General features: G+C 47.5%; 19 protein-coding genes, 2 tRNA genes and 3 rRNA genes. 22 read left to right on the top strand and 2 right to left on the bottom strand.

Translation table 11 applies throughout. The annotated features are described in order from the left end of the window. Positions 1-4: 4 nt before the first annotated feature. From COT43_11725 to COT43_11620, 22 genes are all read left to right on the top strand, one after another. A complete protein-coding gene (locus COT43_11725; GenBank protein ID PIS27222.1) occupies positions 5-280 on the top strand; it encodes a hypothetical protein in 276 nt (91 codons plus the stop codon). A gap of 193 nt (positions 281-473) precedes the next feature. Further along, positions 474-2,042: ribosomal RNA gene (locus COT43_11720) — 16S ribosomal RNA — on the top strand. Between the two features lie 73 nt (positions 2,043-2,115). Beyond that, a tRNA-Ile gene (locus COT43_11715) sits at positions 2,116-2,189 on the top strand. Positions 2,190-2,239: 50 nt separating this feature from the next. Then, a tRNA-Ala gene (locus tag COT43_11710) sits at positions 2,240-2,315 on the top strand. Positions 2,316-2,405: 90 nt separating this feature from the next. Then, positions 2,406-5,432: ribosomal RNA gene (locus COT43_11705) — 23S ribosomal RNA — on the top strand. A 60-nt stretch (positions 5,433-5,492) separates the two neighbouring features. Beyond that, positions 5,493-5,609, top strand: a 5S ribosomal RNA gene (gene rrf, locus COT43_11700). The 16S, 23S and 5S rRNA genes sit together here with 2 tRNA genes alongside, the layout of an rRNA operon. A 196-nt stretch (positions 5,610-5,805) precedes the next feature. Further along, complete coding sequence (locus COT43_11695) at positions 5,806-7,050, top strand: hypothetical protein (protein PIS27221.1); 1,245 nt, start codon at positions 5,806-5,808, stop codon at positions 7,048-7,050. Positions 7,051-7,061: 11 nt separating this feature from the next. After that, positions 7,062-7,751, top strand: a complete 690-nt coding sequence (locus tag COT43_11690) for a hypothetical protein (GenBank protein ID PIS27220.1) — start codon at positions 7,062-7,064, stop codon at positions 7,749-7,751. Between the two features lie 74 nt (positions 7,752-7,825). Then, the gene (locus COT43_11685) at positions 7,826-10,378 is read left to right on the top strand and encodes a hypothetical protein (protein PIS27219.1); all 2,553 of its coding nucleotides are present in this window, start codon (positions 7,826-7,828) and stop codon (positions 10,376-10,378) included. A 17-nt stretch (positions 10,379-10,395) separates the two neighbouring features. Beyond that, on the top strand, positions 10,396-12,654 hold the full coding sequence (locus COT43_11680) for a hypothetical protein (protein PIS27218.1): 2,259 nt from the start codon (positions 10,396-10,398) through the stop codon (positions 12,652-12,654). A gap of 177 nt (positions 12,655-12,831) precedes the next feature. Next, complete coding sequence (locus COT43_11675) at positions 12,832-14,397, top strand: PglZ domain-containing protein (protein ID PIS27217.1); 1,566 nt, start codon at positions 12,832-12,834, stop codon at positions 14,395-14,397. A gap of 3 nt (positions 14,398-14,400) precedes the next feature. Next, the gene (locus COT43_11670; protein ID PIS27216.1) at positions 14,401-14,880 is read left to right on the top strand and encodes a tRNA (adenosine(37)-N6)-threonylcarbamoyltransferase complex ATPase subunit type 1 TsaE; all 480 of its coding nucleotides are present in this window, start codon (positions 14,401-14,403) and stop codon (positions 14,878-14,880) included. Then, complete coding sequence (tsaB, locus tag COT43_11665; GenBank protein ID PIS27215.1) at positions 14,874-15,518, top strand: tRNA (adenosine(37)-N6)-threonylcarbamoyltransferase complex dimerization subunit type 1 TsaB; 645 nt, start codon at positions 14,874-14,876, stop codon at positions 15,516-15,518. The genes COT43_11670 and tsaB overlap by 7 nt, the downstream gene beginning before the upstream one ends. A 38-nt stretch (positions 15,519-15,556) precedes the next feature. Then, the gene (gene rimI, locus COT43_11660) at positions 15,557-15,946 is read left to right on the top strand and encodes a ribosomal-protein-alanine N-acetyltransferase (GenBank protein PIS27214.1); all 390 of its coding nucleotides are present in this window, start codon (positions 15,557-15,559) and stop codon (positions 15,944-15,946) included. A gap of 9 nt (positions 15,947-15,955) precedes the next feature. After that, on the top strand, positions 15,956-16,822 hold the full coding sequence (locus tag COT43_11655) for an acetyl-CoA carboxylase carboxyl transferase subunit beta (protein ID PIS27213.1): 867 nt from the start codon (positions 15,956-15,958) through the stop codon (positions 16,820-16,822). Then, entirely contained in the window at positions 16,788-17,558 is a 771-nt protein-coding gene (locus COT43_11650) for a 5'/3'-nucleotidase SurE (GenBank protein PIS27212.1), read from the top strand. Before COT43_11655 ends, COT43_11650 begins: the two co-directional genes overlap by 35 nt. Beyond that, positions 17,527-19,104 (top strand): glutamine-hydrolyzing GMP synthase, encoded by a 1,578-nt coding sequence (locus COT43_11645; GenBank protein ID PIS27211.1) that lies wholly within the window; start codon positions 17,527-17,529, stop codon positions 19,102-19,104. The genes COT43_11650 and COT43_11645 overlap by 32 nt, the downstream gene beginning before the upstream one ends. Continuing rightward, complete coding sequence (locus COT43_11640; GenBank protein ID PIS27210.1) at positions 19,095-21,161, top strand: hypothetical protein; 2,067 nt, start codon at positions 19,095-19,097, stop codon at positions 21,159-21,161. Before COT43_11645 ends, COT43_11640 begins: the two co-directional genes overlap by 10 nt. A 5-nt stretch (positions 21,162-21,166) precedes the next feature. Next, positions 21,167-21,931, top strand: a complete 765-nt coding sequence (locus COT43_11635; GenBank protein PIS27209.1) for a peptidoglycan editing factor PgeF — start codon at positions 21,167-21,169, stop codon at positions 21,929-21,931. 16 nt (positions 21,932-21,947) lie between these two features. Beyond that, the gene (locus COT43_11630; protein ID PIS27208.1) at positions 21,948-22,391 is read left to right on the top strand and encodes a glutamyl-tRNA amidotransferase; all 444 of its coding nucleotides are present in this window, start codon (positions 21,948-21,950) and stop codon (positions 22,389-22,391) included. Between the two features lie 64 nt (positions 22,392-22,455). Continuing rightward, positions 22,456-23,016, top strand: coding sequence for a hypothetical protein (locus COT43_11625; protein PIS27207.1), 561 nt, complete (start codon positions 22,456-22,458; stop codon positions 23,014-23,016). Positions 23,017-23,068: 52 nt separating this feature from the next. Continuing rightward, entirely contained in the window at positions 23,069-25,432 is a 2,364-nt protein-coding gene (locus COT43_11620) for a hypothetical protein (protein ID PIS27206.1), read from the top strand. A 66-nt stretch (positions 25,433-25,498) separates the two neighbouring features. Here COT43_11620 and COT43_11615 read toward each other — a convergent pair whose 3' ends face one another. Both COT43_11615 and COT43_11610 read right to left on the bottom strand, forming a co-directional pair. Then, positions 25,499-25,669, bottom strand: coding sequence for a hypothetical protein (locus tag COT43_11615; protein PIS27205.1), 171 nt, complete (start codon positions 25,667-25,669; stop codon positions 25,499-25,501). 11 nt (positions 25,670-25,680) lie between these two features. Continuing rightward, a partial coding sequence (locus COT43_11610; GenBank protein PIS27204.1) for a hypothetical protein occupies positions 25,681-26,130 on the bottom strand: 450 nt, incomplete at its 5' end.

Below are 26,130 nucleotides of genomic sequence, written 5' to 3'. Positions count from 1 at the left end.
TCAGATGTTGCTGGGCGATTATTGGGATGCAGGGCTGACGCTAACTGGGTTTGTGAGTTTGGTTGGCGCCGCGGTGTTTATAAACAGTGTTCACTCATCGTTTTTTTATGTGATTGGAACCAGCGCAGTGTTTTACTATGTTGGGAATCTATATTCGGTGGTTCAGATGAAAGATGGGTACCAATCGGCAGTTCGGGAAAAGAAGATAATCCGGTTGACGGATCGGTATACACTTCGTGAGGCATTGCAATTAAGCCCGCTGATGGGTAAAATAAATTAAAATTTTTCTAAAATATTTCTTGCACTCAATTGTAAAATGTCTTACATTCACCCCGCTAATTGAGAATTGATTTTGATGCAAAAATCGAAAAGGATTTTGCATGAAATATGAGTGCTTTTTGACAAGAGAGATAGTGCGAGCGTCTAAGATGAGTGTGGGGTTAAACCTGAAATTTTTCAATAATTAATACAACGGAGAGTTTGATCCTGGCTCAGGACGAACGCTGGCGGCGTGCTTAACACATGCAAGTCAAGGAGAATTCCGGCTTCGGTCGGATAGTAAACTGGCGCACGGGTGAGTAACACGTGGGTAATCTACCTTCGGGATTGGGATAACCCGCCGAAAGGCGGGCTAATACTGGATAAGGCCTCGGTTTTGTTATCGAGATGAAAGATGGGGATCTTCGGACCTATCGCCTGAGGATGAGCCTGCGTCTGATTAGTTAGTTGGTGAGGTAATGGCTCACCAAGACAGCGATCAGTAGCTGGTCTGAGAGGATGATCAGCCACATTGGGACTGAGATACGGCCCAAACTCCTACGGGAGGCAGCAGTGAGGAATTTTGCGCAATGGCCGAAAGGCTGACGCAGCAACGCCGCGTGACTGATTGAAGCTCTGAGGAGTGTAAAGGTCTGTCGTTGGGGAAGAATGTATCCGATGAGAATATTTTCGGATAGTGACGGTACCCGATGAGAAAGCTCCGGCTAACTCCGTGCCAGCAGCCGCGGTAATACGGGGGGAGCAAGCGTTGTCCGGAATCACTGGGCGTAAAGAGCGCGTAGGCGTCTCGATAAGTTTCTGGTTAAATTCTTCTGCTCAACGGAAGGCCTGCCAGAGAAACTGTCGGGATTGAGTTCAGAAGAGGGAAGCGGAATTCCTGGTGTAGCGGTGAAATGCGTAGATATCAGGAAGAACACCGGTGGCGAAGGCGGCTTCCTGGTCTGACACTGACGCTGTGGCGCGAAAGCGTGGGTAGCAAACAGGATTAGATACCCTGGTAGTCCACGCCGTAAACGATGGATACTTGGTGTTGGGGGCTCGACCCTTCCAGTGCCGTAGTTAACGCGTTAAGTATCCCGCCTGGGGACTACGACCGCAAGGTTGAAACTCAAAGGAATTGACGGGGGCCCGCACAAGCGGTGGAACATGTGGTTTAATTCGATGCAACGCGAAGAACCTTACCTGGGCTTGACATATATTAGAAAGATTTGGGAAACCAGATTCCTTGCCGGCTTTTGTCGGTAACTGATATACAGGTGGTGCATGGCTGTCGTCAGCTCGTGTCGTGAGATGTTGGGTTAAGTCCCGCAACGAGCGCAACCCCTACTCTTAGTTGCCATCAGGTTATGCTGGGCACTCTAAGAGGACTGCCGAGGACAACTCGGAGGAAGGTGGGGATGACCGTCAAGTCAGTATGTCCCTTACGTCCAGGGCTACACACGTGTTACAATGGCCGGCACAACGGGTTGCTATACCGCAAGGTGGAGCCAATCCCTTAAAACCGGTCTCAGTTCGGATTGGAGTCTGCAACTCGACTCCATGAAGCCGGAATCGCTAGTAATCGCGGATCAGAACGCCGCGGTGAATACGTTCCCGGGCCTTGTACACACCGCCCGTCACGCCATGGAAGTCGGTAGCACCCGAAGTCGTTAGCCTAACCCCGAGCAATCGGGGGAGGAGGCGCCGAAGGTGAGACTGATGACTGGGGCGAAGTCGTAACAAGGTAGCCGTACCGGAAGGTGCGGCTGGATCACCTCCTTTCTAAGGAGAATCCGCCATCTGGCGGATAGGTCGACACACTTGTTGAAGCTGTCTCGCACTTCTCTTGTCGATACCGGGCTTATAGCTCAGCTGGTTAGAGCGCACGCCTGATAAGCGTGAGGTCGGTAGTTCGAGTCTACCTAGGCCCACGCCTGAAGGCTCAGGCTCAGTTTGAAAAGTGAATTTGGAAGCTCCGAAAGGGGCTATAGCTCAACTGGGAGAGCGCTGCCCTTGCACGGCAGAGGTTACCGGTTCAAACCCGGTTAGCTCCACGAGATTTGGACAGTAATGTCCAACCCGTTCTTTGACATTGGGAGAAATGATTCAATAAAAATAACTAATGAAGTCTACTTCATAAAAAGGCTTTTGGTCAAGATAATAAGGGCAATTGGTGGATGCCTAGGCATATAGAGGCGATGAAGGACGTGGCTAGCTGCGATAAGCTTCGGTGAGGTGCAAACAACCTTTGATCCGGAGATTTCCGAATGGGGCAACCCTTCATGAGTAATATCATGAAACTTCCGGTTGAATATATAGACCGGATAGAGCGAACGGGGAGAATTGAAACATCTTAGTAACCCCTGGAAAAGAAAACAACCGTGATTCTCCTAGTAGCGGCGAGCGAACGGGGAATAGCCCAAATCTGTTTTATGTTCAAGCCTGCCGGCGTTGTAAAACAGGCGTAGCGGGGCGATTTTGGAGAGATCGGCAGGTCTCTCGACAAGTCAAAAATCTGCACATTATTTGAATAGCTCTGGAAAGGGCTAACCGCAGAAGGTGATAGTCCTGTAGAAGAAAATCTGCAGACTTGTTGAAAGTCGTTCCCAAGTACCACGGATCACGAGGAATTTTGTGGGAATCTACCGGGACCACCCGGAAAGGCTAAATACTCCTATATGACCGATAGTGAACTAGTACCGCGAGGGAAAGGTGAAAAGTACTCCTGACGGAGAGTGAAATAGAACCTGAAACCGATTGCTTACAATCTGTCGGAGTCCGCCTATGGCGGATGACGGCGTGCCTTTTGCATAATGAGCCAGCGAGTTGCTCGTAGGTTGCGAGATTAATCCAAAACGGAGGAGTCGCAGCGAAAGCGAGTTTTAATAGAACGAATAGTAACTTGCGGCAGACCCGAAGCCGGGTGATCTATCCATGGACAGGATGAAGTTCCGGTAACACGGAATGGAGGTCCGAACTCACCAGCGTTGAAAAACTGGGGGATGAGCTGTGGATAGGGGTGAAAGGCCAATCAAACCCGGTGATAGCTGGTTCTCCCCGAAATATTTTTAGGAATAGCCTTGCATGTAGTGTAGCGGAGGTAGAGCTCTGAATGGACTAGGGGTCTTACCAGATTACCAAATCCAACCAAACTCCAAATGCCGTTTACATGCTGTGCAGGAGTCAGGCTGCGGGGGATAAGCTTCGTGGCCGAGAGGGAAATAACCCAGATCGATAGCTAAGGTCCCTAAATACAGGGTAAGTGAGTAAGGATGTGAAATTACACAGACAGCTAGGATGTTGGCTTAGAAGCAGCCACCATTTAAAGAGTGCGTAATTGCTCACTAGTCAAGTGGTTTTGCGCCGATAATTTACGGGACTGTAAACCCTGTTACCGAAGCTTCGGACACCGACACTTGTGTCGGTTTGGTAGGGGAGCGTTCCATCAACCTGTGAAGGTCAATCGTGAGGTTGGCTGGAGGAAATGGAATTGAGTATGCTGGCATTAGTAGCGATAATTCCGATGAGATTTCGGAACACCGAAAGCCTAAGGTTTCCTGAGTAAAGTAAATCTGCTCAGGGTTAGTCGGGCCCTAAGCCGAGGCCGAGAGGCGTAGGCGATGGATAACAGGTTGAATATTCCTGTACCGTCTGTTTGTCGTTTGAGCTATGGGGTGACGCAGGAGTGAAAGGTCAGCCGGGTGTTGAACGTCCCGGTTTAAGCAGGTAGAGGGATCTGATTGGCAAATCCGTTAGGTCATACCTCGAGACGCGAATAGGAGTCCTCTGGACACAAACTGACCCTAAACAAGCTGACTAGAAAAGCCTCTATGCGAGATGAATAGATGTCCGTACCACAAACCGACACAGGTAGGCGAGGAGAGTATCCTAAGGTGACGAGATAGCTCTAGTTAAGGAACTAGGCAAATTTGCCCCGTAACTTCGGAATATGGGACGCCTTGAGTAGGTCAATCCGATTACTTCGGTAAGCCGGAAGCGCCCAAAAAGGCCACAGTGAAAAGGTCTTGGCGACTGTTTACTAAAAACACAGGTCTATGCTAAGCCGTAAGGCGATGTATATGGACTGACACCTGCCCGGTGCTGGAAGGTTAAGGGGACGAGTCATCCCGACTTGTCGGGAGAAGCCCTGAACTGAAGCCCCAGTAAACGGCGGCCGTAACTATAACGGTCCTAAGGTAGCGAAATTCCTTGTCGGGTAAGTTCCGACCCGCACGAATGGTGTAACGACTTGGACACTGTCTCAACTAGAGCCTCGGCGAATTTGTAATGCCGGTGAAGATGCCGGCTACCCGCAGCGGGACAGAAAGACCCCGGAACCTTTACTATAACTTGGCATTGGATTTTGGTTTTGTACGTGTAGGATAGGTGGGAGACTTTGAAGCGTCGACGCTAGTCGGCGTGGAGTCGTCCTTGAAATACCACCCTTATAATGCTAGGATTCTAACCCATCCGCCTGAATCGGCGGAGGGGACATTGTCAGGCGGGTAGTTTGACTGGGGCGGTCGCCTCCTAAAGAGTAACGGAGGCTCCCAAAGGTTCCCTCAGCACGGTTGGTAATCGTGCGCAGAGTGTAAAGGCATAAGGGAGCTTAACTGCGAGACCAACAAGTCGAGCAGATGCGAAAGCAGGGCTTAGTGATCCGGCGGTAGCGAGTGGAAGTGCCGTCGCTCAAAGGATAAAAGGTACTCTGGGGATAACAGGCTGATCTCCTCCAAGAGTTCACATCGACGAGGAGGTTTGGCACCTCGATGTCGGCCCGTCACATCCTGGGGCTGGAGAAGGTCCCAAGGGTTGGGCTGTTCGCCCATTAAAGTGGCACGCGAGCTGGGTTTAGAACGTCGTGAGACAGTTCGGTCCTTATCCGCTGTGGGCGCAGGAGATTTGAGGGGGGCTATTCTTAGTACGAGAGGACCAGAATGGACGAACCTCTGGTGTACCAGTTGTGCCGTCAGGTGCACCGCTGGGTAGCTAAGTTCGGTTAGGATAAACGCTGAAAGCATATAAGTGTGAAACCTTCCCCAAGACGAGATCTCCCTCCCGCCGAAAGGCGGGACTTAAGGCTCCTTGTAGATTACAAGGTTGATAGGTCATAGATGTAAGGCCAGTAATGGTTTTAGTCGAGTGATACTAATAAGCCGTGCGTCTTGGCCAAAACTTTTTGTAAAATAGATTTCGATAGTTATCATTGAATCATTCTCCCAATAAAATCTTTTTCCGGTGGCTATAGCGAAGGAGAAATACCCGATCCCATCTCGAACTCGGAAGTTAAGCCCTTCAGCGCCGATGATACTGTCCCGGTAGCGGGATGGAAAAGTAGGTCGTCGCCGGGGAATCTTTAAAAAACGTCCTGATTCTCTATCAGGACGTTTTTTTTGTTGATTCTCGACTCATCCGGTTTTATATTCATTTCATGGTTTATCAATTTTACGTTTATTTTATTTTGCTTCGCTCGAATCGTATTGCTCTATCTCACAATTATTCTCGGCGTTCACCCGTATTTTTAAACAGAAGTTGTAGGAGTGACAGATGAAAAAGAAAAATTTACTTTTCGCAGTCGTTTTTTTGGCATCCGCGTTGTCTCTCAACGCCCAGCAGGCACAGGGAACCCTGGACCTCAAAACTAACTATTTTTATAACATGGAGACGTTCTATCTTCTCGATTTCGATTTTAATAACGGTAGAAATAGTCCCGATTTCTTCTCTTATTCACTTTCGTATCAACCTAATGATCCTGTTAATGGAGCACCGATCAAGATTTGTATCGAGTTTGAAATGTCAGCTGATGTTCCTTCTCTGAACCTTACCAATCGCCGCGTGTTCTATATCAAAACCCAACCATTCGATTTTAAAGGCGAGGTCACGATTTCAAGCCAGGATCTTGACATGAACATGAAAAATATTTATTACACGGATGGTCGGCCATTAACAGGCATTAGAATCGACGATAGCGATTTTCTTCCGGAGTCTGATATGAAGAGAATCCAAACGATGATTTATACTTTTGGAAAACTTCCATCGGGCAACTACATGTTCGATTTTAGCATCCTGAACGAAAACGGTGAAATGTTAAAGAACCAGAGCCAGACCGTATCAATCGCCAATCCAGCGACGCTCGATCTGGTTTCACCCGGTGGCGCTCTAGAAGACAATTTCGAGATTTCTACGCTTTACCCGGTTTTCCAGTGGGAATCGATAGACTTCATGTGGAGCCCGGCAAATTGTTCCGAATGCGGTTACTATATCCGCGTCACCGAATATAATCAATCGCGGCACAGTTCTATCGAGGAGGCAATGAACGATCGGGCAAACCTTCCGTATCCCGACAATGGACGCTTTTTTAAACTACCGTCTATTTTTGTACCCAATGCCGGTGCGGCTGATCTCTACACGGCTGATAATACCTTTCAATTTCCATTGACTGGTGCAAAATCTCTTGAGAGCGGGAAAACGTACGTTTGGCAGGTTCAAAAATCCTATCCAACAACATCCGGTCCAGAAACGGTTGAAAGTCCGATCTTTGTATTTAAAACAACCGCCACCGGCGCTTCCGGAGGTATCTCAAACGCCGCGCAATATTTACAGTTGCTGGAACAGCTCGTCGATCCATCTCTTTTGCAAAGTTTGCTGACCGGTGAACTCAACGGATATTCGCCCACCGGCGTCGTAACGTTGAATAACAGTCAACAGTTGACGTTCGATCAGCTATCTGCGCTGGTCACTCAGGCTCTCACGGGGAAGATTACCATCAAACCGCCGATAACGATTGAGTAGGAGTAACAACAATGAAAAAAATTAACCTGCTAACAATTTTTACGCTCGTGCTTCTTATCTTTGCACAGGGCATCAGTCAGGACAAGATAGCGTTGATTCTGAAAGCGCGCGGGAAAACATCTATCAAACGCGCTCAGGGAGTGGATTTCAAATCGGGAGTTACCGTCGGAACACCGCTCTATTCCAAAGATCAAATCAAAACAGGCGACGATGGATATGCCGCAATCGTCTTTCTGGACGATAAGACGCAGATCAAAGTGCGTGAAAACACCGAAATGGTCATCTCCGGAGATCGGAAACCAGAGGCAATTTCCAAACTAATTTCAATGCAGTTTGGAACGCTCAAAGCAGAAGTGACGCCAATGAAAAAGGGTGAATTTACAATAGCGACACCAACCTCTGTCGCATCAGTAAAAGGAACCGTTTTCTGGGTTCAGTCCGATCCGATCAATGGTGATGCATTTTATGGCATTTCTGGGTTGGTTGAAGTGACTAATAATGAAAGCGGAGCGATTATACTCGTCGGTGCGAATCAAACAGGAACATCAATGCCTGATGGTGAGACGGGCGTTGAATCAACACAATCCGGCGAAGCTCCAGAAGATAAACCCGAACAGGGAACTGAGATGATCAATTCGCTGAGAATTCAATTCCAAAATCCATCCGGCGAAACGAAAGATTTACGTATCGATTACAAATAATTTAATGTAGTTGGCTTTAAATAATTGTTGTGGTGAATTGTATGCATTCTTGTAAGATACTATGTCTAGTTCTCATGACGTTCCTGTCGGAGTCGGCTTTCGGTCAGGTGAAAATTCTGCATTCTCCGCCGAGGGAAGTATATACCAACACGCCGATTCTTATCGAATCCATTATCGAAGGGAATCAGGTAGGTATTCAGAGAGTTCGGATGTTTTTCCGGGAAACCGGACAATCGGCATATATCGAAGGCGACATGTCCGAATATATGGGCGTTTACAAAGCCATGATTCCTGCCGAATATGTGAAAGAAAGCGGCGTTGAATACCTTATCGTCGCCGAATTTACAGATGGAAGTATGTGCGCCTATCCGGAAACCGATCCGTATAATGTGCCGATGTTTTTAACAGTACGAAGAAAAATCGATGCGTCCGGCAACGTGCGCAACGCATATCTGGATGCGCAGGGTGGGATTCCCAGCAATGTAATTGTACTGAGTCCAGAGGAAGGCGAAATTGTACCTGCTGAAGAAGTGCTTGTGGCGGTTTCAATGTTTTCTGCGCCCGATGTAGCTCTTCAAAGTATTATTGTCGATCTTGACGGAAAAAATATTACGCGGGAAGCGGAAATCACTGAAGACTTGGTTTCAGTCTGTCCCAAAAACATGACGCCCGGAATTCACACGCTGAAAATGGTGATGAACAATCGTCTCGGAGATCCGTTCTCTCCGATCGTCGTTCACTTCACCGTCGTCCGCAATGTCAAAGAAGCCAAGCGGTTTATGGATGTTTCTTCGCGCATCACGGCCGAGACAAACTCCGAACAGGTAAGAGGCATCCGGCAGAACATTAGCCAAATTCGGGGCGATCTGTCCGGCCAATTCGATTGGCTCCAGTTCAATGCGCAAGTCCTGAGAACGTCACTGGAAGATCCGAATAAACAGCCGAAGAACCGGATTACCGCCAGTCTGACCAGTTCCTTTCTGGATTTGCGGTTTGGCGACGTGAATCCGCGTTTCTCGGAATTTGGTCTGAACGGAAAACGCGTCCGCGGTATTGAAGCCGACCTCAAACTGAAATACTTCAACTTCCATTTCATCACGGGCGAAACCGAAAGAGTCATTCCGGGAACGATCAGCGATATTCCAGACACTTTGGCTAGCGGATTGGAAGACTCGTTGGAATACTCGCGTACCGGTTATACTTATTCCCGTAAATTATGGGCATTTCGTCCCTATTTCGGGAGCGGCAAGCATTTTCAGTTCGGGCTTTCGTTTTTAAAAGCTCTCGATGATACGTTGTCGGTGAAGAAAAATTACGGCGGCATCCGCGATGGTTCCGGCGTCAACATTACTATGGCCGGATCCAACAAACCGCAGGATAATATCGTTCTCGGCACAGACCTGCTTTTCTCGTTCGATAACCGGCGCTTTGTCTGGAAAACCGATTTCGCAGTCTCCTATACAAACCGCGATATTACCGGCGGCCCACTAAGCAAAGAAGACTTAGATACTTTCGCGCCCGGCGACACCGTTCGAAATGATACGCTTACTTTTCAGGGTATGAATATTACTCTGAAAGATATTCCGTTCGACTTGGATGATTTCGGCTGGCTTTTTATCATCAACCAAAATATCAAGCCGTTCTTTCCCATTGATCTGGACACGACCGGCATCGGACTTTACTCGTTTTTAAATATGCCGTCGTCGGCCTTTAAGACCTTTTTAACGCTCAATTATTTTAACAATTACTTCACTTTCAAATACCAGCGCGTCGGACCGGAATTTGTCTCGCTGGGAAATCCGTATCAGCGCACCGACGTTCAGGGCTTTCGGGTCGGCGATAAAATCCGCCTTTTCGGCAACAGGCTATTCGTGACGCTGAACTTTGAACAATTACGCGACAACTTGAACAAAGACAAGAGCGGTACAACAACAACGACGACGTTTTCCGCCGGAATCTCGCTTTATCCGGGAGAAGGTCTGCCGACTGTGAATTTTAACACGATGCAGTACGGCCGAAAGAATGACATCGAAACTCTCGACACGACTTATTACTATAATCCGACGACGCCGACTGTGGTCGATTCCTTCCTCTTGCGGGATAAACGCGAATCCAATATGACGATGCGACAGGACATCACGATTTCGCATCTCATCGAGTTCGGCGGCGTCAAACATCACTTTAACATATCGTATGCGAATTCCGACCGGAGCGACCGTGTCAGCGGCAGAGTTGCAGGGTACCAATTCAATTCCATGTCCACATCGATGATCAGTTTCGGAATCAACTCGACATTCAAATTCCCACTGAAGACTTCTCTGAAGATTTCGACCAATAAGAATGAGAGCGGACTTGCAAGCAAACCTTATAACTTTTTATCAATAGCCACGCAAGGACAATATGATTTCTTGAAGGGTAAGATCAGCGTTCTCGGAGGGTACAATCTGATGAACGGCTCTGGACTCGTTGACTTTTCCCAACATAATGTCTTTATCGGAGCATATTACCGATTTTTTAAAATACACACGCTTCGTGGAAGGCTAAACGAAACACTGATCGCAGACCGCCTTTCCGATGAAAGTTTTAATGACTTGAGTTTTAGCCTATCATATTCCGTTGAACTCTAAATCCGTCGGCTGATAGTATGAAGAAAAATATCATCAAACAGGCCGGATGGGGACTCTCCATCTCGGCAGTCATCTCTTTAATCGTTTCTGTTCTCTTCCTCTTTGGTGCATTCAGGGAGTTTGAACTAAAATTGCTGGACATGAGGGTTAAATCTCGTGGCATTCAGGACATCTCGAAATCCAATCTTGTCATCGTAGCGGTTGACGATCAAACTTTCAAAAGTTGTATCGATCGTTATCCGTATCCGCGTGAATATTATGCCACACTGATCGAAAACCTGAACGAAGTCGGCATCAAACAAATCATGTTCGATATTCAATTCACGGAGCCGGATTATAAAAATCCTAAGGGTGATCAGATTCTGGCGGATGCCATCCGCAAATACGGAAACGTGATTTTGGCAGGGAAAATTGCGCGGGAATTCACACGTGGCGGTGTTTACAGCTATGCCGACGAACCGCTTCCCGTATTGTTGGAAACCGGCAGTGAATGGGGTGTCGTTGGAGAGATGCAGGACCCGGACGGTTTCACCCGTCGTTACTCCATTTTTGAAGAATATCAGGAGAAATATGTTTATTCTCTGGGCAGTAAAATCTTCCTTCATGAAAATGGAATTTATGGGAATCCGAAGCTCCAATTCGATAAAGGCTATTTCATTTTTTCCGATTCCAGCGATTTGCACACAGCCCGCGTTCTCGGACATCGCGGTAGTCAAGGTTTTGAGCAGACAATTCTGATCAATTACAGCGGACCGGCGGCAACCTTTCCAACCTATTCGATGTCGGCCGTTCTCGACGATGCCGATTTCGATCTTAGAGACGAAGAGGATACGGATTATCTGGAGATTTTTAAGAGAAATTCGATTTATCCTTACGAACTGCGGTTAGCCATGCTTGGCGATTCTGCCAAACAGGCATTGGCGCTGGAGGCGCTCGCCGTCGGCGACACCGCAAAAGTCGATTCGGTTCTCGACGCGATGAATCCGTTCAAAGGGAAAATCGCGCTGATCGGTGTCTCCATCGAAGAACTCCACGACAATAAATTCACGCCGTACTACAACTTCGCGGGCAATCGGCGACTAATGCCGGGCGTGGAGACGCACGCGCATGCCATTCAGACGATGCTCGACGGAAAATTCATCACCGCATTACCGTTCACGACTGACATTATTCTCATTATTCTTTTCTCGCTGATAACGGCTATACTCGTTTCTATTGCTCGGCCGGTGGTCGGCGGCGTCGCGATGCTTGTGCTTTCAGCTCTAACTTTAAGCGGTTCGTTTTGGATGTTTTCTCATCGTTCCGTCTGGATTTACCTGTTTCCGATTTTAACCGGCATCGTGCTCAGTTATGTCGGCGGCGTGGTGTATCAATTTCTATCGGAACAAAAGGAAAAGAAAAAGATTCGCGGCATGTTCCAGACTTATATGTCGCCGAAAGTTTTAAAATATCTGGAAGACCATCCGGATGCGTTTAGTTTGTCGGGTGAAAAGCGCGAGGCGACGATGTTTTTCTCGGATGTCGCGAATTTTACAACAATTTCCGAGAGCCTTTCCGCGGAAGAACTCGCTGTCGTTTTAAATAAATATCTTTCACCGATGACCGAAATCCTGATGAAATACGACGGATATGTCGATAAATACGAAGGCGACGCCATCATGTGCGATTTCGGCGTACCGATGGAGGACCCAGATCACGCATGGAAAGCCTGTTTTGCAACAATCGAACAACAGGAAAGATTGGTTGAAGCCCGTTCCGAAATCAAACGTGATCACGGATGCGACATTTATGTCAGAATGGGCGTCAACTCCGGGGTCGTTTCCGCCGGGAACATGGGCTCAGCCCAGCGATTTCAATATACTGTCATGGGTGATGCTGTCAATCAGGCTTCGCGATTTGAGGGCGCTAACAAGCAGTATGGAACGTACATGATGATCGGCGAAGAAACGCACCGACTCGCTAAAGATCACATCGAAGTTCGCGTTCTGGACAGACTTGTTGTCAAAGGAAAACTGATACCAATCACCGTCTATGAACTGATGAGCAAAAAAGGCTTGCTCACCAACTTCCAGCAGGAAATCGCCGGTCATTTTACTCGTGGAATCGAACTGTACTGGGAGCAAAACTGGGACTCTGCGATTCGGAATTTCAAAAACGCGATTGCAGTAACTGGCACTGACGCGCCATCGACTATTTTTATCGGCAGATGCGAGATATTTAAGAAAAATCCGCCCGGCGAAAACTGGCAGGGCGAGTTTATCATGACGACCAAATAGATTTTATTTCTACCTCAGGGTCATTCCTGACGTGGAAAAATTCAGAATTTTACCTTGAGAAACAGGCAAGAGTGGGTATATTATATCGATTTTTTAGATGGATGAAGAACTGACATAATTTCGCTCGATTATCGACGGAATAAATAGATAAAATGATCCGAATTAGCAGGAGAAAAAATGGTAACCAGACGCGGTAAAATACTCTGGGTCGATGACGAAATCGACTTACTCCGGTCGCATATACTCTTTTTGAAAAGCCGCGGGTTCGATGTGATTCCCGTATCGAATGGAAACGACGCCATTAGGATCGTCTCGCAGGAAAATATCGACGTCGTTCTGCTCGACGAAATGATGGCGGGAAAAGACGGACTGACAACGCTTTCGGAGATGAAAGTCATCAAACCCGGCTTACCGGTTATTATGATTACCAAAAATGAAGAAGAAAGCCTGATGGAAAAAGCCATCGGAAGCAAGATCACGGATTATCTGACCAAACCGGTGAATCCCAGCCAAATTTTAATGGCATGCAAAAAAATTCTCGAGCAGAAAAGCATTTCTTCCGAACACGCATCCAAGAATTACATGGAAGAGTTTCAAGAAATTTCCGAGATGCTGTACGAAGATCTTGGAAGCGACGACTGGATCAACATCTATAAAAAATTAGCCGGTTGGGATATTGAATTTGACGATCATCCCGATTTGGGACTCAAAGAGACGCTGGAAGATCAGGTGCGCGACTGCAACATCGAGTTTGGAAAATTCATCGAGAAAAAATATACCGATTGGTTAAAAGAAGACCGCCATTTTCGTCCGACGATCTCTCCGGATGTTCTCTATAAATATGCCTTTCCGTATTTGAAAAACAACGAAAAGGTGCTTTTTATTGTGATCGATTGTATGCGGTTAGATCAGTGGTTGACATTTGAGCCGCTTTTATACGATTTTTACAACATACGGACGGATTATTACTTTTCCACGATTCCTACTGCGACGCCGTATTCGCGGAATTCTATTTTTAGCGGACTTTTCCCCGACGAAGTTCAAAAACTTCATCCGGACATCTGGGAAAGAGCAGAAGAAGACGAAACTTCGATGAACAAGTATGAATCGCAACTGCTCGAGAATCTATTCAGGAGAGAATCGATCGATCTGAAGAACGGAATGAAATATATCAAAGTTCTCGACTCGACGGCTGGTTGGGCGACGGATAAAAAACTCTCGTCGCTTTTGGAGAGCTCTTTCATCGCGCTGGTCGTCAATTTTGTCGATGTGCTGGCTCATCGGCGCTCTGATTCGGAAATTCTCCGGGAGATCGTGCCTAATGAAGCCAGTTACCGCTCGGTTGTACGGACATGGTTTCAACACTCCTGGATATATTCCGTCCTACGAAAATTTGCCGAACATGATTTCACTGTTATCCTGACCAGCGATCACGGAAGCATCCGTGTCCGGAATGACGTCAAGGTTATCGGTGACAAAGAAACCTCGCCAAGCATCCGGTTTAAATACGGACGAAATTTGAACTGTTCGCCCAAATATTCCATCGTCATCAAAGATCCATCTAAATACCGGCTTCCCGATCTGGGTATCAACAACAATTATCTGGTCGCTAAAGAAAATTTCTATTTCGTCTATCCGACGAATTATCACAAATTTGAATCCTATTACCGCGATACATTCCAGCACGGCGGCATCTCTATGGAAGAAATGATTTTGCCTATTGTTACGCTTTCCCCAAAATAAACGATGATAGAAATTCAAACGCATTCTGCTACGGAAACGATTCGTATTGGCGTGATTGTTGCCGGGTTTTTGAGACCGGGGGATGTTATTGCATTTACGGGTGATCTTGCCGCCGGAAAAACGACGATGATCAAAGGAATCTGTGCCGGATTGAATGTTAGCCAAAATGTTGACAGCCCGACCTTCACGCTCGTCAATGAATATTCCGGCAGATTTCCGGTATATCATATCGACTGTTATCGGGAACATCGCACCGAAGAATGGCTGGAACTTGGAATTCAGGAATATCTGTTTGATGACGGAGTTTCCTTGGTCGAATGGGCGGAAGAAATTGCATCGCTTCTGCCTACGAGTGCGGTTCATATCGTTATTGAGCAGAATATTTCAGATGAATCGTTCCGACGGATTAAACTGACCGCCGATCCAAATATGGAAGCGGATTTGCTTCACTTAATTTCCTTAAATGAGGATTGCAAATGCTGATTTTGGGCATTGATACATCGACACAAAATACGAGTGTCGGCCTGGCAGAAAATGGAAAATCCGTTGGTGTTCGCTCCGTTTTTGGAAAATCCGTAGCCTCCGAAAAACTTCTTTTGCTGACCGATGAACTACTTCAAACCGGTTATTCATTTAATGATGTTGACGCTATCGCCGTCAGCATCGGTCCGGGTTCGTACACCGGTTTGCGAATTGGGTTGGCAACCGCCAAGGGACTTGCTTTGCCGAAAAATTTACCGGTTTTACCCGTTCCGACATTTTCCGCATTGGACTACGTCGCCCGCCAAGAATGGAGCGAGAATGTCATCCTTTTTCTACGTTCTCATCAGGAATTTGTCTATTATTGTAAATCGACTGCCGGTTTGACGCAATTTCCCATTTCACACGATACGTTCCAAAAAGTAATCGAGCATTTTTCGGACGTTTCCATTTTTATCGGTGACTCCGAATTTTCCATGCCGGAAGGAAAACGACTATTTCTAAGGTATCCGCAAGGCGATCACATTGCGGTACTTGCTTTTCAAAATTACGATGATCTGGTTCAAAAAAATTCGGCTGAATTGGAACCGGAATATCATTCAAATCTGGAGGTTGTCAGCTGGACGAAGAAAAGCAGGTAAAAATTCGACGCGCCGACGAGTCAGATTTAGCGTCGGTCATGGCGATTGAAGAAAAATCGTTTTCGTCCGCTTGGACGATGGACTTTTTCCGCCATGAAATGTACAATTCGCTGAGCCATTTTCTCGTGGCGACTCTGGGAAAGACCGTCGTCGGCTATATCATTTTTTGGGTGATTACCGATGAATCGCATGTCGCGAACCTCGCAGTTCACCCCGATTACCGTAAACAGAATATTGGAGATAGCCTCTTGAAATTCGCTATCTATTTTTCCCTGTCGAAAGGCGCAAGAATGATGACACTGGAAGTCAACGAGAATAACGCCGCCGCTGTCGCGCTTTATGGAAAAAACGAGTTTAAGCAAGTCGGCAAACGAATAAAATATTATGAAAATAGAGACGATGCGTTTATTTTAACCCGTAGTTTGTAGTGGAAGCGTATGGCTGATTGGTTTAAAAGAACAAAACAAGGTCTTCTCGGTTCGAAAAAAAAGGTAATTCCTGACGGTCTTTGGCTGAAGTGCCCGACCTGTTCGGAATATTTATACAAGCGAGAACTGGAGAAAAATTTCTGGGTTTGCCCGCAATGCCGCCATCATTTCCGAATTCCGTATTACGATTATCTGCAAATTTTATTAAATGGGAAATTCGAGGAATTCAACGCCGATATTTGCTCGACAGATCCGCTGGAATTCAAGGCTTCCAAACGTTATGATGAGCAATTGAAGGAAGCGATCACGGACACCGGCATCAACGAAGCGGTGATCACCGGAACGGGAATGATCGGAAAACACGCCATCGTAATCTGCGTGATGGATTTTCGATTTATCGGCGGATCGATGGGTTCGGTCGTTGGGGAAAAGATTGCCCGCGCCATCGATAAAGCGATTGAATTGAAAGTCCCGCTGATCATTGTTTCACAATCTGGCGGTGCGCGGATGCAGGAAGGCATTCTTTCGCTTATGCAGATGGCAAAGACCAGCGCGAAACTGGCGCAATTTCACGATGCCGGTGGTCTCTACATTTCGGTTCTTGCCGATCCGACTGCAGGTGGAACGACTGCGAGTTTTTCGATGCTTGGCGATATCATCATAGCAGAACCGGGTGCGTTTGTCGGATTTGCCGGTCCGCGCGTCATCAAACAGACGATCGGGCACGAATTGCCGGAAGGATTTCAGCGTTCAGAATTCCTTCTGGAAAAGGGCTTTATAGACATGATTTGCGAACGCTCAGAACTGAAGAAAACGATTCTTCGACTACTGGATTTTTTCTATGGAAATCAAACCCTACATCCTGATAACGAATGACGACGGCATTGCCGCGCCGGGAATTCATGCACTCGTGATGGCAATGAAAGAGATCGGCGACGTTGTGGTCGTCGCGCCGGACAGCGAACGAAGCGCCGTCGGTCACGCGATTACATTGAGCGATCCGATCCGCGTTGTGGATTTTAATAAAAACGGCTTATGGAGCGGTTTTGCGGTTTCCGGAACGCCTGCCGATTGTGTAAAAATCGCCGTTGGCGCCTTGCTGGAACGTCGCCCAAGTCTGGTCGTTTCCGGCATCAATCTCGGATCGAATGCCGGTATCAATGTGATTTATTCCGGGACGGTCTCCGCCGCGACGGAAGGTACGATTCTCGGAATTCCGTCGATCGCCGTTTCGCTGACGACCTGCTCGAATCCCATTTTCCAAACGGCGTCCGATTTCGCTATCAAGATAGCAAAAACCGTTCTCGCTAAAGGATTGCCGAAGAGAACGTTGTTGAATATCAATGTTCCAAATGTTCCGAAATCGGAGATTAGAGGTATTCAGATCACGCGGCAGGGAATGGCGAATTTTGCGGAATGTTTCGATAAACGCATTGATCCACGAAAACGTGTTTATTACTGGATGGACGGCCAGAAAGAAGATGTTCAGGCGGACGATGATGTGGACGACGAGGCTATTAAGAAGAATAAAATCTCTATCACGCCAATCAAATACGACCTCACGAATTACGAATTTATAAATGAACTCAAATCATGGGACGTTGGGATATAAGCCGGTGAATCACGTCAGCAAAGTTTGGATCGTCGATTTTGGATCGCAATATACGCAGTTGATCGCACGGCGAGTTCGTGAACTTTCGGTTTACTCAGAAATTGTTCTACCGACTGTTTCCGCCAAAGAGATCGTCGCCAATCAGGTAGATGCGCTCATTTTCAGCGGCGGTCCTTCCAGCGTTTATGAAAATTCCGCGCCAACAATTGCTTCCGATGTTATGGAAATGAATCTGCCAGTTCTCGGAATTTGCTATGGTCTTCAGCTTATTTCGCGGCATTTCGGAGCCAGAGTTCATTCCGACAATCGCCGCGAATACGGGCGTGCGGAAATCCATATCGATAAACCGCATCCGCTCTTTGACGACGTTTCGCGAACAACATCGGTCTGGATGAGTCATGGCGATCATGTGGACTCGATCCCTGAAGGATTTGACGTCATCGCCAAATCGACAAACGGCGCGCCTGCCGCATTAGTTCGTCAAGATAGAAATCTGCTGGGTATTCAGTTCCACCCGGAAGTTGCTCACACCGCCGAAGGGACGAGAATCCTCAGTAATTATCTCTTCAAAGTCGCGAAACTAAGTGCAAACTGGACCGCCGGACGCTTTATCGAAGAAACGACGCAGGCGATTCGCGAAAAAGTCGGTTCTGACCGCGTTTTGATGGCGCTTAGCGGCGGCGTCGATTCGTCTGTCATGGGCGTGCTTTTGCATCGCGCGATCGGAAAACAATGCGTTCCCGTTTTCATCAACAATGGACTTCTGCGTCTGAACGAGCAAACGCGGGTCGTTCATCAGTTGAAGGAAGAAATGGGTTTGCCGATCCGAACGATCAATTGTTCTGGACAATTTTTAAAAGTACTTCGCGGCGTCATCGATCCCGAACGGAAGCGCAAGATCATTGGTAAAGAATTTATCCGCGCGTTTGAAAAATTCGCGGCGCACGATTCCAGCCTGAAATTTCTCGCGCAGGGAACACTCTATCCCGACATCATCGAAAGCCGGTCTGTCGCCGGTCCGTCGCAAGTCATCAAATCGCACCATAATGTCGGCGGTTTGCCCAAAAAAATGAATCTCAAACTAATCGAACCGTTCAATCATTTGTTCAAGGATGAAGTGAGAAAAATCGGGCGCGAACTGGGAATTCCTGAACTGATCTTAAATCGTCATCCTTTTCCCGGGCCGGGTTTGGGCGTTCGCATCGTCGGCGAAATCACGCCGAAACGACTTGATCTCCTGCGTCGGGCAGATGCAATTTTTATCGAAGAACTCCGCGCCGCCGGATTTTACGATAAAGTTTGGCAGGCATTCGCCGTTTTTCTAACGGTTAAAACAGTCGGCGTCATGGGCGATCAGCGGACGTATGAAAACGTTCTTGCGCTTCGCTCGGTCAACAGTAGCGACGCTATGACCGCCGATTGGTCGCGTCTTCCCGACAATCTGCTCAGTCTGGTCGCAAATCGTATCGTGAATGAAGTTCGCGGTATCAATCGTGTGGTGTACGACATCACGTCAAAGCCGCCAGGAACAATCGAATGGGAATAATGAAAATTTCTACAAACTCGTGCTTGACTACAATTAGCATTTTCCTGCTATCAGCCATTCTGACAATCGGATCGGCATTCGGTCAAAGCAACCCAAAGTCGTGGCGGGGAGAAGAACGCGCCGAAGAACCTGACACGACGGGAAACCTGTTTCAAATAGGGATAAATTTTTACAATACGGAAAAATATTTTGATGCGTTGACGGTTTTTCAGAAAATTTCTATGATTTCCGCATCGCGCAACCGATTTCAGTCTGCGACTCAGATGATGCTGATCAAAACCTATCTTCGGCTGGGCGAATCGGAAATCAGCATCGCGCTTGGGAAAGATTTCGAAAAACGCTTTGCCGATTCCAAATATTTAGACGATGTCCGTTTTACGCTAGCGGAGATTGATCTCAGTTATGAAAAAACCGGCGGTGCTATTTTCAAATTACTCGACGTGTTAAAAACTTCCGACGATCCTGTTCTGATTGCCAAAACCAAACAGACGATCGACCCGGTGCTGGATTTGCTCGTTTCCATTGAGGAATTGAAAACGTTCAAGGATTCAACAGCGGACGATTTCAAAAAAGTCTTTTTGACGCTCAAATTGGCGGAAAAATTTTATGCCGATAGTAATGATAAATTAGCCAAGCGAGAAATGGATTCTGTGCCGGAGAAAATATTCGAGAATGCCATTCTTGCTCAGCAACTTCAGGAAACTGAAAAGTACTTGAAATTGCGTCCGAATGATCAATTTTATGTTGGCGTGATTCTACCGTTGAGCGGCTCGCGTGCGGATATTGGATCGCAAATCCTTAAAGGCGTTCGGTTCGCACTGAACCAGTTTCGACAAAAGAACGGGAAAAAAATTTCCGCGATCGTTTTGGATAATCGAAGCGACATGGCGCAAAGCATCCGGCAGGCGCAATTTCTTGCGAAAAATCCGCGTGTACTGGCAATTTTCGGTCCGGTTTCCAGTGAAAACGCCATCGCCATGTCGGTTGTTGCCAACCAGAGCCGGATTCCGATGATCACGCCGACCGCCACTGCCAGCCGATTGACGTCGATGGGTTCGTACGTTTTTCAGGCGAATCTCGATTTTGAAAATATGGGACGCTTTCTCGGCAAATACGCGTGGGAAGTCACCGGCGTTAAAAATGTCGCCACACTTTCGCCGGCGGATGAATTCGGCAAAGAAATCACCGACGCCTTTTGTAAATCCATCGACGAATCCGGCGGGAAAATCCTAACTCAGCAATGGTATTCCGGCGATCCCGACCTTTTGAAAAGCCAGATGTTATCCATTCGGCAAATTGGTAAAGAGATCATGCGCGATCGGCTTGCCGACAAGATTCGCACAACGGAACCGCAACTGATGCGCTTGACGCGCGCACAAGGCGGATGGCGTACGGACATCACGCTCATTACCAAACGTTTAGACAAGTATGAATTCTTAACGCCCGATACGATCTATTATTTGACGCCGAAGGAAGCGCTTATCTCGACGGGATTAATGACTTCTTCCGAATTTGACATTCCCAACCGCGATTCCATCCAATATCCGGTTGATGCTATCGACGGCATTCTGCTTCCTTCGCAATCCGGCGATACAAAACTGATTGTTCCACAGATGGATTACTATAACGTCAATTCGCAATTCTTCGGCTCTGGGAACTGGTACGATCAGAATTTTTTAAAAAGCAACCGTGAGGTTGCCGCTCGACTGAAATTCATTTCGGATTATTATTTCGACGTCGAATCGAAAACATACAAAACATTCGCTGCACAATACACAAAACTCATTGGCTCGGCGCCGAGTCGGTTCGATCTTTATGGTTACGACACGATGAAGGCGCTTCTGGGCGGGATGAAAGGAGCCGATTTGTCCCGCGAATCGGTCAGAACGTATCTGGCTCACATGCCGGTTTATACCGGTATCTCGCGGAAAATTTCGTTTCAGGGAAACCGTCCGCGCGTCAATTCCTGTGCGTTCATTCTCGGCTTTGAAAACGATGTCGTGCGTCCCGTCGCTTTCATTGAAAACGGCAACATCGTGCCGGTGAAGAAAAACTGACCGCCATGTTCGTTTCGTCTTTTAATCAAAACATCGAAATCATTCAATCGGATTTGTTGACGCCGTTTTTGTCGGTCGTTCACGGATTTAGTACTCGCTCCGGCGGCGTCAGTCCAAAGCCGTTCGACTCCTTGAATCTTGGAACGAACAGCGGCGATATTTCGGAAAATATCGAAACCAATCGACAGATTTTTTGTGCGGCGCTGGATTTTCCAACCGCTTGTCTCGCACACGCTGGCCAGATACACAGCGGAAACGTCGTCGTGATCGATCGACCGGTTTCAGTTCCGGATACCGACGCGTTAGTGACGAAAACGCCGGGCGTTTTTCTCAACGTAAAAACGGCGGATTGTGTTCCAATCCTGCTTTTCGAGCCGAAGCAAAATGTCGTCGCGGCGGTTCACGCCGGTTGGAAAGGAATCGCCAACCGCGTTATCGAAAACACAATCGAAACGATGACCGCTCGTTTTCATTGCGAAGCGGCTAAAATGCTTATCGCCATCGGTCCGTCGATTCGTTCATGTTGCTACGAAGTTCAGTCGGACGTTGCGAACCAATTTTCCGATTTGGAAGTGCTTCGGAGGGATGGACGATTGTTTTTAGACGCGGCAAAAGCGGTGCACACACGGCTGGAAAATGCGGGGATTTTACCTAAAAACGTTGATGACTGCGGATTTTGCACGATGTGCGATCCGGAGCGGTTTTATTCGTACCGGCACGACGGAATTCAAAGCGGTCGAATGATGGCAGTTATCGGAATGAGGGAATAATTTTTCGAGGTATCACATGAATTTAAAAGAGCAATTACAAAAAGACCTTGTCACTGCGATGAAAGCGCATGATGAAGTCAAAACAAACGTCGTTCGACTGCTTCGCGGCTCCATTAAAAAGCAAGAAATCGACACGCGACACGAGCTCTCGCCCGATGAAATGATTGGCGTCCTAACTAACGCCGCAAAACAGCGCCGCGACTCGATCGAGGCGTACGCAAAAGGCAATCGTGCCGATCTCGTTGCTCAGGAAACGGCGGAACTCGAGATCATCCAGAGTTATCTTCCGAAAGAAATGACACGCGAGGAAATTGAGAAAGTCGTCATCGAAACGATTACCGAAACCGGTGCGCAAGGTCTCAAGGATTTGGGAAAAGTGATGTCGGTTGCCATGTCTAAAGTCAAAGGGCGTGCAGATGGCAAAGAAGTGCAATCGCTGGTTCGGTCGAAATTGTCCTGATCGGTGATTCGTTCCGATAAGCATCAGCGTCAAATGAAATAATCTTTTAATTTTTGGCAGAATTATGGGAAATCTCTTCGATCTGATCGTTATAGTTGTCATCGGAATCACCGCTTTCTTCGGACTGCGCAAAGACGTTGTAGAAAGCGTGATCAAACTGGTCGGTTTTATCGTCGCCGTTTATGTCGCAACTAAGTTTCATTACGTCGGCGCCGATTTGGTGCGCAATGTTCTCAAATCGCTTGGCGGCGCACAGACGGTCGTGGGTTTTGTGCTGGTTTTTCTGGTCGTCTATTTGTTTTTTATCATCCTTTCGATGTTGCTGAAAAATATCATTCATTCGTTCAAACTTACCGGACTTGACAGGTCTGTCGGGGTCATTTTCGGTGTGCTAAAAGGCTTGATTATTTTAGCGATGTTCATATGGATTCTGTCGGTTTTTCCGGAAGCGGGAATCGGCGCGAAATTCAATGCGACATCGTTTTCTTATCCGTTCATTGAATCTTTTGAAAGAGGAACGGCGCGAATGTTCAATCTCGAAGACGATCTGGCGCACATGAGATCGAAAATCCGTCAGACGCTCTTTCTGGAAGAAAAACCAGTTCTTCCAAAGATTGAAAAGTGAAGATTTCAAATAGCAAATTTCAAATTGAAAAAGGATCAATGCGTTTCTATTCATGACTGAAGGTATCGGAAGAGAAAAACAGTCTCCGGAAAATCTCGGTTTCGGGAGAATCTGCACGCTGATCTCGGATGAAACGGTTTCGGAATCAGGTCGGGCTAAAACGGACACGCTTCGGCCGCTCGACGACTTTAGCCAGATCATTCCTAAACAAAACCGGATCACATCGCTGAGGAAATTGCTCGACGATGGAAACGAACTGCCAATGGAATCGTTCGCCGATCTGCGCGATGAGTTCAAACGGTGCCGCATCGAGGGGACGCGATTCGATGTTGAAACTCTGGCGGGGATTCGATTGCAGATTTTCCGGACAGCCGTTCTGGTTCGGTTTTACAAGACGAACCGGGAAGCGCTCAAGCCGTTCGACGCGCTGTTTCAGAATATCTATCCGCTTCCAAACATCCTTCAGATGATCAACCGACTCCTGACGGACAACGGCGAGATAAAAGATTCCGCGAGCCCGAACCTTGCGCGCATTCGGAAGGAAATTCAACAGACTTCGCACCGGTTGAGCCGGGAAACGACGCGGTTTATGGAATTGGCGAAGCGCGAGAATTGGATTCATGAGGAAAATTCGACAATCAGCGAAGGAAGGATCGTTTTGCCTCTCAAAGCCGAATGCAAGCGGCGAATCAGCGGCATCATTCACGGTTCGTCAGCGACCGGCGCCACGGTTTATGTGGAGCCGCTCGAAATGGTCGAAATCAATAATGTTCTTAAAGAACTCGCGCAGGAAGAAAAAGAAGAGATTGAGCGGATTTTACTGGCGGCGACCAACGCGATTCGTCCCTTCTTTTCCGATCTGGCGCAGAATATCGAGCATCTTTCCGACCTGGATTTTTACCGCGCCTGCGCCCGGATTTCCCGGAAGTTCAAATGCAATCCGGTAATGATTTCGGGAACCGATCGCGCCATCAATCTGATCGATGCGCGTCATCCGCTTTTGCAGATGATCAAACCGGTAGTTCCGCTAAATTTCAGCGTTGGGCAGGATATCAAATCGGTCATCATCACCGGGCCGAACGCCGGCGGTAAAACGGTCGCGATGAAAACCATCGGCTTGCTCAGCGAGATGGCGATGGCTGGACTTCACATCCCGGCTGATGAGGGTTCGCGATTGCCATTTTTCGATGAGATTCTCTTCGACATCGGCGATCAGCAGTCCATTGACAACGATCTTTCTACCTTTTCTTCGCACGTCTCGCAGTTGAAATCGTTCATCGAAAAAGCGACGGATAAAAGCCTGATCCTTATCGACGAACTGGGAACCGGAACTGAGCCGGTCGAAGGCGCCGCGCTTGGACGGGCAGTTTTAGAGGAGCTCATCCGCCAGCAGGCTTTTACAATTGTCACGACGCATCACAACGCGCTTAAAGCATTCGCCGACCGGACACCGAACGCGCTGAACGCCGCGATGGAATTCGACTCGAAATCGCTGACGCCGACATTTTGCATCAAACTTGGCTTTCCCGGCTCGAGTTACGCGCTGGAAATTTCAAAACGCCTCGGTTTGTCCACTGAAGTCATCCGACGCGCTCACGAACTCATGGGCGACGAGAATGTGCGACTCGACCGCCTGTTGATCGAAATGGAAACCGCCAAGAATCGGGTGGAAAACGAGCGGGAAAATCTACTTCGACGTCAGAATCAACTCGACCGGCTCATGTCGGAATACGAATCGAGAAATGCCGAGATTCGCCAAAAACAGGCGACCGCCGATAAAGACCTCGCCGAGCGGCTTGAGATAATTGCCGCCGAATCGCGTAGCCGGATCGAAGCCGCGATCAAAGAAATCCGCGAAGCGGGCGCAACCAAAGAGACGATTCTTCAGGCGAAAAATACAGTTGAAGAAATTGCCCAAACGGCACGCGTCCGCAAAAAGCAGATCAAACCGGTGGAGAAATCCGTTCCCAAATCCGAACTCGTCGTCGGAAAGTGGGTCAGGATCGACGGATTCGGCGAGCCGGGACAAATCACGGCGATCTCCGATCAGAACAACCGCATTTCCGTGGAAGTCGGCGGAAAGACGATCTGGGTGACGCGCTCCTCGGTTCAGCCGACGAAGCCGCGCGATCCGAAAAAGCGCGAATACGTTTCCGTTTCGACGATGGAATCGGCTGTTTCCCAGCGGTTGGACATCCGCGGAATGCGCGCTGACGAAGCCGAAAGCGCGCTAATTCGCTTCCTCGATCAGGCGATGCTCGCCGGACTCAATTCCGTACAGATCATCCACGGAATGGGAACCGGCGCTCTGCAGAAAGTCACTCGTGACATCCTCCGCACTTATCCCGGCATCAAGCGACATTACTACGAAAATTTCGATCGCGGGGGAACTGGCGCAACGATCGTGGAAATGTGAAATTCGGTCAGCCCCGAGATGAGGGCTCACCTCATATCCGCTGTTAGGCGATGCCAGATTGCGATCTCACACTTGCCAAGTATGACCACATTTAGGGCATTTTGTAGGTTCTCTATCAGCTAATAAAGCGAGTAAACCAATAGGGAAAAAACAAATTGCCACAATTATTTGCCATGTTTTAAACCCACCCCTCGTTGCCATCTCACCACATTTAGGACAAGAAAGTTGTTGTGCCATTTTAACACCTCCTATCTTAGAATTTGTAAACTTACTCTTATCATCCAAACTAATAATAAACTAATTACAATCAAATTACTTAAAATCTTAGATAACGAACATATTAAACCTCCTATATTTCTTAATGCAATCGCAAATATTCTTAATGGTATTTGAACAAGTATGAACAACATTATAAAAATGCCAACAGGATTATACTGCCAAGAAGAAACGAAGTTAAATTCTGAAATTGCAATGAGGCTTCTTACTATTCCGCACCCCGGACAAGGAATACTAAATATCTTTTGGAACAAGCAAAAATGTGGCAATTCATTGAGAACACCAACAAAATGCCCAACGAAAATGAAAAATATAAAAATAAGCATACTACTCAAGGCAATATTGAGATGAATTCTGTTTTCATTATCTGATGTCAAATTATATATGATAAATTTTGGAATTATTGCTATTTCCATATTGTT

Source organism: Candidatus Marinimicrobia bacterium CG08_land_8_20_14_0_20_45_22, from assembly GCA_002774355.1.
GTDB lineage: Bacteria > Fidelibacterota > UBA2242 > UBA2242 > UBA2242 > 0-14-0-20-45-22.
This window is presented reverse-complemented; position numbering and strand designations above follow the sequence as displayed.